Genomic DNA, 7,165 nt, shown 5'->3' with positions numbered 1-7,165 from the left:
GGCTCCCGCGAAGGCGGGAAACGAGCGAAGCGACTTACGAAGTAATCCAGCCATCAGACTGGCATTTTTCTGGGTCCCCGCCTGCGCGGGGATGACTTGTTCTATATGGAATACGCAAATCTCAACAGTTTCCGAGGGGTTGACTTACAGGTCCAGCTGCATCTGGAGCATCAGGTGGCGGGGAGGGGCGAGGAGTGCTGGCCGTTCCATGTAGTAGTATTCGAGCGCGTTTCGCAAGATGAGCAGGGCGCGGACCTGCCCGAAACGGGCGCCGGCGCGGAGATCGAGCACGCGGGTGTCGATGAGCGTCTCGGCGTCGGGTACGAAGCGGGCGAAGTCTGAATTCACACTTTTGGGCCGGCTGGCGTACCGGAAGTCGAAGCCAGCGTCATACCGTTTCCCGAACCGTGTGTCGGCGGAGACGGTCAGCATGTGCGCCGGTCGAAACGCAAGCGGCTCGCCGGCGCCGAGGTCGCGGGCATCGAGGAAGGTATAGCCGAGACGTGTCGTCGCGACCCCGTCGAGCAGCGCGGCCTCAATCGATGCCTCTGCGCCGCGAACACGCGCCCGGATGAGGTTGACAAACTGGAAGGCGGAGGCGGCCGGCACGAATCGCGTTTCGATGAGCCGCCAGTAGTCGTTCCAGAATACCGCTACGTCCACCAGCGCATCGCTCCGCTCGGAGAATGCGAGGAGGCCCCGCAGGCCCAGTTCATAGCTGGTGCTTTCCTCGGGCCGCAGGGTGAGGTTGCGGACGATGGGGAAGAAGTCCCGATTGTCGACGAACCGTTCTCCGAGGCTCGGGATTCGAAATCCCTGGCCATAGGCCGCCCGCGCCGTCAGGTTGGGAGTGAAGGAATAGGCCAGGTTGAGCTTCGGGCTTAGTTTCGTGACCGTATCGCTGGCGTCGATGCGGTAGAGATCAAACCGGAGGCCGGCCACCAGCTGGAAGCGTTCGCCGAGCGTTTGCTCCCATTGCCCGAACACTGCCCCTTCAGGCTGGTTGCCGATCGGGTCGCCATCCGCGCTGACAAAAAAGCTAGATCGGGTGGAGTTGGCATCGATCGATGCCCCGCCTGTCAGGAAACGGCCCGGTCCGGGATTCCAGTTGAGGAGGTATTCGCCGCCGTAGCGGAAGCCGTAGGTGCCGTCCCGGTAGGTGCGCACGTTTCCCGCGGTGTCGATCGGCCGGACCCCCACGGCGTAGCCCCGTGTTTTGATTTCATAAAAGAGGTTCGGGCTCAGGACATGGGTCAGGGTGGGGAAGAGGCTGATCTGGTTCGATTCGTTGTCTGTCGCACCGCTGGGTTCGGATGAACTGGAGATGGCGAGGCTGCCGGGCTGGAGGGCGTCGCGGGCGCCGTTCCAGAAGAGGAAGTCGTCTTTTTTGCGCCAGAGCACGTTCGCCAGCACGTCGAGCCGCACATCCGCGTTGGGATTCCAGCCAATTTTGCCGTGTGTCTGAACGAGCGTTTTCTCGTTCAGGCGCATGTAGCCGGCGCTGCGCCTGAAGGCGCCGTCGACCCAGTAGCCGAACCGTTCGGAGACCCGGCGCGCGTGGGATACCGTGACGCCGGCGAACGGCCTCGGCTTCTCGGCGCCATCCCAGCGCTCGCGCCAGAGGGCATATCGAACGGGCTCGTAGGCGCCGGCGAAGGCGCGCACCATCGTCGTCGGTTCGCTCGGGAAGGTGCGGGTGATGAGGTTGACGACCCCGCCCAGCGCACCACTCCCGTACAGCGCCGAGCCCGGGCCCTTGAGCACCTCGAGCCGCTCCACCTGCGCAAACGGAAGCCCTTCGTAGGGCACCCCATCGGTATCCGGCGAAAGCAGCGGGACCCCATCGATCAACAACAATACCCGGCTGCCAACATTGTAGGCGAAACCCGAGGAGCCGCGGACGCTGATCTGATTGTCCTGCACCTGCACGCCTGAAATGTGTCGGAGGGCGTCGTCCAGCGATACCACGTTGCGGCGGGCCAGCTCTTCGGGCGCCATGGCGGCGACACTGACGGGCACGGTCGTGATCCGTTGTTCGCGTCGGTTGGCCACGATGATGACCCCATCGCTCTGGAGCACGTCCTCGACGAGTTGGACGTCGAGGACCATTTCCTGCCCGGCGGCGAGGTCAACGGCCCGCTGGAAACGCTGAAACCCGACCATCGAAACCTCGACCACCCGAGCCCCGGCCGGCACGGACGGGAGAAGAAACCGTCCTTCCGAGTTGGTGGCGGCGCCCAGGGTGGTGCCGGCTACGATGACATTGACGCCGGGGAGAGGTTGGCCGGCAGGATCCGTCACTTGTCCCGAAATACGACCCGTTTGCGCGTACGCCTGGGTGGTAAGCCCGAGGCAAAGGGCCAGAGCCGCCAGCGCGTTCATCAACCGCATGGAATATCGCATGTTTAGCGGGCCGCGTTGGGTGGAAAAGGAGGGCGCGAGGAAAAGTCGACATCGATCTGGATCGTCGCAACCTCCCCTTCGCGGATGAGGATAGTGCCGTCGCCGCCGGAGAAAAGTGCCGCCGGCCGCCAGTCGAGGATGCCCGGGCCGAACTTCTCGGCGATGCCGTTGTAGACGAGCACCCCTGCGTCGATCCCGTCGATGAAAAACGAGTCTTGCGCGACGTTGCGTTGCAGGCCGGGGCTGATGACCATGCGATTGAGCTGGAGGAAGTCGGACGTGTCCTGCGGCGTAAAGCGCATACCGACGAAGCGAAGGTCGAACAGCGAGTCTGCCGGCGGCCAGACGCCGGTATACGTCACCGTTCCGCGGAGCGCTCCCACGGCGTCGCGGTCGGGGGGTTCGAGGCCGTGATCACATCCCGTCAGGGCCGCGAGAACTACTACAAGGCAAAGCGTGCGCATGAAGTCGGGAAAGGGCAAGGCATGGGGTGAAAGACCGATTCTAGCGGGTCTTTACGCCGTGTTCATCGCAAAAAGTTCGTTTGGAGTGGAGCCGGAACGCACGTATATTTGCGAAATTTGAATATAGGCATCGCCCCTTTTCTTTTCGAACGATGCTTTTTAACGACGCTGTTATACGACGCTGTTATACGACGCTGTTGTGCGACGATGTTGTGCGACGCTGTTGTACGACGATGATGTCAGTGCCGCCGAGGGTACCTCTCAGCCGCCGATTCGTTCGCGCACTGAGACCCCCAGCCGGCCGAGCGTTGTTACTTGCCGATGTACCGCAGCCCTGTGCTCGGCGCCGCCGCGACCACCATCACTTTTTTTGCGCCAACGCACCGCGGGCCAGTCGTCTGCTTGTGCATCGCGGGCAACGCGATAGATCACGAGCGTCGGCCGACCAGCCGTAGTATCCCCGCAATACCAGGTTTCTTCCATGAAGCTGTCTAATTTCCTGTTTGACTACCCCAAGGAGCTGATCGCCAAGTATCCTGCTGAACCTCGTGACAGCGCGCGGCTGATGGTGTTAAACCGGGAAAATCGCACCATCGAGCATCGGGTATTCAGCGACATTGTCGAATATTTCTCCGAAGGAGACGTCCTTGTGGTGAACAATACGAAGGTGTTTCCGGCTCGAATGTACGGAAATAAAGAAAAGACGGGTGCCCGAATCGAGGTATTTCTACTTCGGGAGTTAAATCCCGAGAGCCGGTTGTGGGATGTGATCGTGGATCCGGCTCGGAAGATCCGCATCGGCAATAAGTTGTATTTTGAGAACGGGCTGGTCGCTGAGGTCATCGACAACACGACCTCGCGGGGGCGAACGATTCGCTTTGTGTTCGAGGGAACGAACGACGAGTTGTATGAGAAGATCGACGAGATCGGGCAGACCCCGATCCCGCCGTACATCAAGCGGAAAGTCGAGAAAGAGGATCGGGAGCGATACCAGACGATGTTCGCGGAGCAGCGCGGCGCTGTGGCGGCCCCTACGGCCGGCCTGCACTTCACGCCGGAACTGATCGCGAAGCTGATGGAGAAGGGTGTCAAGCTGGCTCCTCTCACGTTGCATGTCGGCCTGGGCACGTTTCGCCCGGTGGAGGTGGAGGATCTGACGAAGCACCGGATGGATTCCGAGCATTACATCATTTCGCCCGAATCCGCCGAGGTAGTGAACAAAGCGCTTACGTCGCCAAGGCACAGGGTGACGGCCGTCGGCACGACGTGCGTGCGCGCGCTGGAATCCAGCTTGTCGGCCTCCTACACCTTGAAGTCCGATAGTGGCTGGACAGACAAGTTTATTTACCCCCCTTACGAATTTCGCATCGTTGAGCGATTAATCACAAACTTCCATATGCCCCGGAGCACCCTCGTGATGCTCGTTTCGGCCTTTGCCGGGCATGAGTTTTTGATGCGGGCGTATAAAGAGGCGATCGAGCAGGAATATCGGATGTTCTCTTTTGGAGACGCCATGATCGTCCTGTAACGACCCGTTCGAATGGCTGAAGCAACGATCGCCGTAATCGTCCCGGCGGCAGGAACGGGATCGCGGATCGGGGGGGAACGGAAGCAGTTTCGCCGGCTGGGGGATCATCCACTGTTTATCGAGACGCTGGGCGTGTTCGACCGGCATGAGTCGATCGACCTGCTCATTCTGGCGGCGGCATCCTCGGACCACCCCGCCATCGTAGACGCCCTCGCGTCGGCGGCCTTTCGCACCCCGGTTGTGCTCGCGCCTGGCGGCGGCACGCGGCAGGCCTCGGTGCGCGCCGGCCTGGACCTGGTGCCTCCCGGCATCGACTTCGTGCTCGTACACGACGGCGTGCGTCCCTTCGTGACGCCATCGGCCATCGACAGGGTCATCGGGGCGATTCGCGAGACCGGGGCCGCGGCCCTGGCCGTCGAAGCGACGGACACGTTGCGGCGAGGGGGCCAGGGGGTGTTTGGTGATACCGTGCCGCGCGAGGGGTTATATCGGATGCAAACCCCGCAGGGCGCCCGCCGCGATTGGCTGGTGGAGGCCCACGCGAGCGCGCATCGTGATGACGTGGAGGCGACGGACGATGTGGCGCTACTGCAGCGCATCGGGCGGCCCGTGCGTATTGTGGATGGCGATCCACTCAATATCAAAGTCACTACGCCGGCGGATTGGGAGCTTGCGCGCCGGTTGTGGTCGATTCGTTCCCATTAGGAGTTCACCTGGGTCGTGTTTATGCGTATTGGGATGGGTTACGACGTGCATCGTCTCTTGGAAGGCCGGCCGCTCATCATCGGGGGGGTGACTATCCCGCACGAGACCGGGCTGGACGGCCACTCGGATGCCGACGTGTTGCTGCACGCCATCACCGATGCCCTCCTCGGTGCGGCGGCGCTGGGCGATATCGGACTCCATTTTCCGGACACGGACCAACGCTGGAAGGGCGCGGACAGCCGCGACCTGCTTCGGGAAACCGTGCGGTTGGTGACCGAGTCCGGCTATGTCGTAGGAAACGTAGACGCCACGGTAGCGTTGCAGCGTCCCCGGCTTCGTCCGTACATCGACGCAATGCGTGCTTCTATCGCCGAGGATCTCGGCATTTCGCAACGGGAGGTGTCCGTTAAAGCGACAACGACCGAACGCCTCGGCTTTGTGGGTTCCGAGGCCGGCGCCGCGGCGTATGCCGTATGCCTGCTCCTACCCTCGTGAACCGGTTACTCATTTTTTGGACTCAGCAGCGATTCGATGGCAGAGCTTTTTTCGGATGTGTTCGCATGGATCGAGTCGCTTGCGCCTCTCTGGGCTTACCTCGTCATTTTATCCATTGCCTATGGCGAGAATGTCGTGCCGCCGATCCCGGGAGACATGGTCGTGGTTTTTGGCGGGTATCTGGCGGGCATCGGACATCTCAATGTGTACGCCGTCTGGGCGTTATCCACGGTGGGAGGTGCGCTCGGGTTCATGACCATGTACGCGGTGGGCTACTGGGCCGGCGATGCGGTGTACGATCCACAGCGACTGCGCTGGTTACCGAAAGGGTACCTCGGAAAGGTGCGTACCTGGCTGCAACGCTGGGGCTACCGGGTGGTGCTCGCGAATCGGTTTCTGAGCGGGGCCCGATCCGTGATCTCCCTTTCGGTGGGCATGGCGCACATGCATCGTATGCGGACGCTGGCGTACGCGACGATCAGCGCGTTTTTGTGGACCGGCGTGATCATTTGGGCGGGTTACCTGGTGGGAGAGAATTGGGCAGTTGTGTCCGTGTATCTGAAAGGATACGGGTGGTTCATCCTCGCGTTGACCGTCGGGGTTGGTCTGGCGGTTTGGTATCGGATGCGGCGGCGGCTGGTATCGGGAAATGGCGTCGCAACTGAAACACCGGACGTGAATCCGGGTTGATAGGGTCGCAGTTGACAGCAGGGATGGGGGGGCGTATGTTCGCTCTTCTTTTTCAAAAAAAGCTGGTTTTTCGGAAATGCTGGTTTTTTCGAACATGCTGGTTCAGTTGAAATGCTGGCGTAGCTCAGCTGGTAGAGCAGCTCACTTGTAATGAGCAGGTCGGGGGTTCGAGTCCCTCCGTCAGCTCTTCATGTTAAATTCGTGTGGTCAGGGGCACCCTCCGGGCACGCACGAGATATAAGCAGGCACGTTATCGGGCAGGTGGCCGAGTGGTTAAAGGCGACAGACTGTAAATCTGTTCTCTTACGAGTACGGAGGTTCGAATCCTTCCCTGCCCACTCTTGGAAACGGGTTTCAGGTCGTGGATTGCAGGGTGTGGTTTCGGCTACCGGCCGGCGTGTCCACAGGCGCTGATACCTCCTGGCGGGAGTAGCTCAGTTGGTAGAGCATCAGCCTTCCAAGCTGAGGGTCGCGGGTTCGAATCCCGTCTCCCGCTCGCTGTACGATTACCGGGATCGATGTCGTTGATCGTTCCCGTACCGCCGCCTTAGCTCAGCGGTAGAGCACTTCCATGGTAAGGAAGGGGTCATCGGTTCAAATCCGATAGGTGGCTCACGAGAATCTCGCGCTGCGGCGTGGGTGCGCGTGTCGTTCGCAGGGCGGAACTCCGCGTTGCGGCCGTATGCGCTTTATCTCTATACACAAGAACGATTCGTTTTAACAAAGTAGAGCCATGGCGAAAGAGACGTTTCTACGCAACAAGCCTCACGTGAACGTGGGGACGATCGGACACGTGGATCACGGGAAGACGACGTTGACGGCGGCGATCACGAAGGTGCTGGCCGATCGTGTAGGCGGCGGCATCGTGGTACGCTCGTTT

Annotated in this window: 7 protein-coding genes and 4 tRNA genes; 9 read left to right on the top strand and 2 right to left on the bottom strand. The window is 61.1% G+C overall.

Annotated elements, in window-relative coordinates; all coding sequences use genetic code 11:
- Positions 1 to 144 precede the first annotated feature (144 nt).
- Positions 145 to 2,403: a TonB-dependent receptor gene (locus SH809_00150; GenBank protein ID MDZ4698086.1), complete on the bottom strand. Its 2,259-nt coding sequence runs from the start codon at positions 2,401 to 2,403 to the stop codon at positions 145 to 147.
- A 2-nt stretch (positions 2,404 to 2,405) separates the two neighbouring features.
- Complete coding sequence (locus SH809_00145; protein MDZ4698085.1) at positions 2,406 to 2,867, bottom strand: hypothetical protein; 462 nt, start codon at positions 2,865 to 2,867, stop codon at positions 2,406 to 2,408.
- Positions 2,868 to 3,348: 481 nt separating this feature from the next.
- On the opposite strand from SH809_00145, the gene queA reads away from it, so the two are divergent.
- The 9 genes from queA to SH809_00100 all read left to right on the top strand — a co-directional run.
- Positions 3,349 to 4,395, top strand: a complete 1,047-nt coding sequence (gene queA, locus SH809_00140) for a tRNA preQ1(34) S-adenosylmethionine ribosyltransferase-isomerase QueA (GenBank protein MDZ4698084.1) — start codon at positions 3,349 to 3,351, stop codon at positions 4,393 to 4,395.
- Positions 4,396 to 4,407: 12 nt separating this feature from the next.
- Positions 4,408 to 5,100, top strand: coding sequence for a 2-C-methyl-D-erythritol 4-phosphate cytidylyltransferase (ispD, locus tag SH809_00135; protein ID MDZ4698083.1), 693 nt, complete (start codon positions 4,408 to 4,410; stop codon positions 5,098 to 5,100).
- Between the two features lie 21 nt (positions 5,101 to 5,121).
- A complete protein-coding gene (gene ispF, locus SH809_00130; protein ID MDZ4698082.1) occupies positions 5,122 to 5,595 on the top strand; it encodes a 2-C-methyl-D-erythritol 2,4-cyclodiphosphate synthase in 474 nt (157 codons plus the stop codon).
- A 36-nt stretch (positions 5,596 to 5,631) separates the two neighbouring features.
- Positions 5,632 to 6,285 (top strand): DedA family protein, encoded by a 654-nt coding sequence (locus tag SH809_00125; GenBank protein MDZ4698081.1) that lies wholly within the window; start codon positions 5,632 to 5,634, stop codon positions 6,283 to 6,285.
- Positions 6,286 to 6,398: 113 nt separating this feature from the next.
- Positions 6,399 to 6,471: transfer RNA gene (locus tag SH809_00120), tRNA-Thr, on the top strand.
- A gap of 69 nt (positions 6,472 to 6,540) precedes the next feature.
- A tRNA-Tyr gene (locus tag SH809_00115) sits at positions 6,541 to 6,623 on the top strand.
- A gap of 85 nt (positions 6,624 to 6,708) precedes the next feature.
- Positions 6,709 to 6,781, top strand: a tRNA-Gly gene (locus SH809_00110).
- A 45-nt stretch (positions 6,782 to 6,826) separates the two neighbouring features.
- Positions 6,827 to 6,898, top strand: a tRNA-Thr gene (locus SH809_00105).
- Positions 6,899 to 7,018: 120 nt separating this feature from the next.
- A partial coding sequence (locus tag SH809_00100; protein ID MDZ4698080.1) for a GTP-binding protein occupies positions 7,019 to 7,165 on the top strand: 147 nt, incomplete at its 3' end.

The organism is Rhodothermales bacterium (genome assembly GCA_034439735.1).
Lineage (GTDB): Bacteria > Bacteroidota > Rhodothermia > Rhodothermales > JAHQVL01 > JAWKNW01.
The sequence above is the reverse complement of the archived record's forward strand: the minus strand, read 5'-3'. Positions and strand labels throughout refer to the sequence as shown.

Excerpts from the sequence above, each read along its gene's own strand:
- SH809_00150 (MDZ4698086.1), bottom strand. The coding sequence starts at position 2,403 with ATGCGATATTCCATGCGGTTGATGAACGCGCTGGCGGCTCTGGCCCTT.
- SH809_00145 (MDZ4698085.1), bottom strand. The coding sequence starts at position 2,867 with ATGCGCACGCTTTGCCTTGTAGTAGTTCTCGCGGCCCTGACGGGATGT.
- queA (MDZ4698084.1), top strand. The coding sequence starts at position 3,349 with ATGAAGCTGTCTAATTTCCTGTTTGACTACCCCAAGGAGCTGATCGCC.
- ispD (MDZ4698083.1), top strand. The coding sequence starts at position 4,408 with ATGGCTGAAGCAACGATCGCCGTAATCGTCCCGGCGGCAGGAACGGGA.
- ispF (MDZ4698082.1), top strand. The coding sequence starts at position 5,122 with ATGCGTATTGGGATGGGTTACGACGTGCATCGTCTCTTGGAAGGCCGG.
- SH809_00125 (MDZ4698081.1), top strand. The coding sequence starts at position 5,632 with ATGGCAGAGCTTTTTTCGGATGTGTTCGCATGGATCGAGTCGCTTGCG.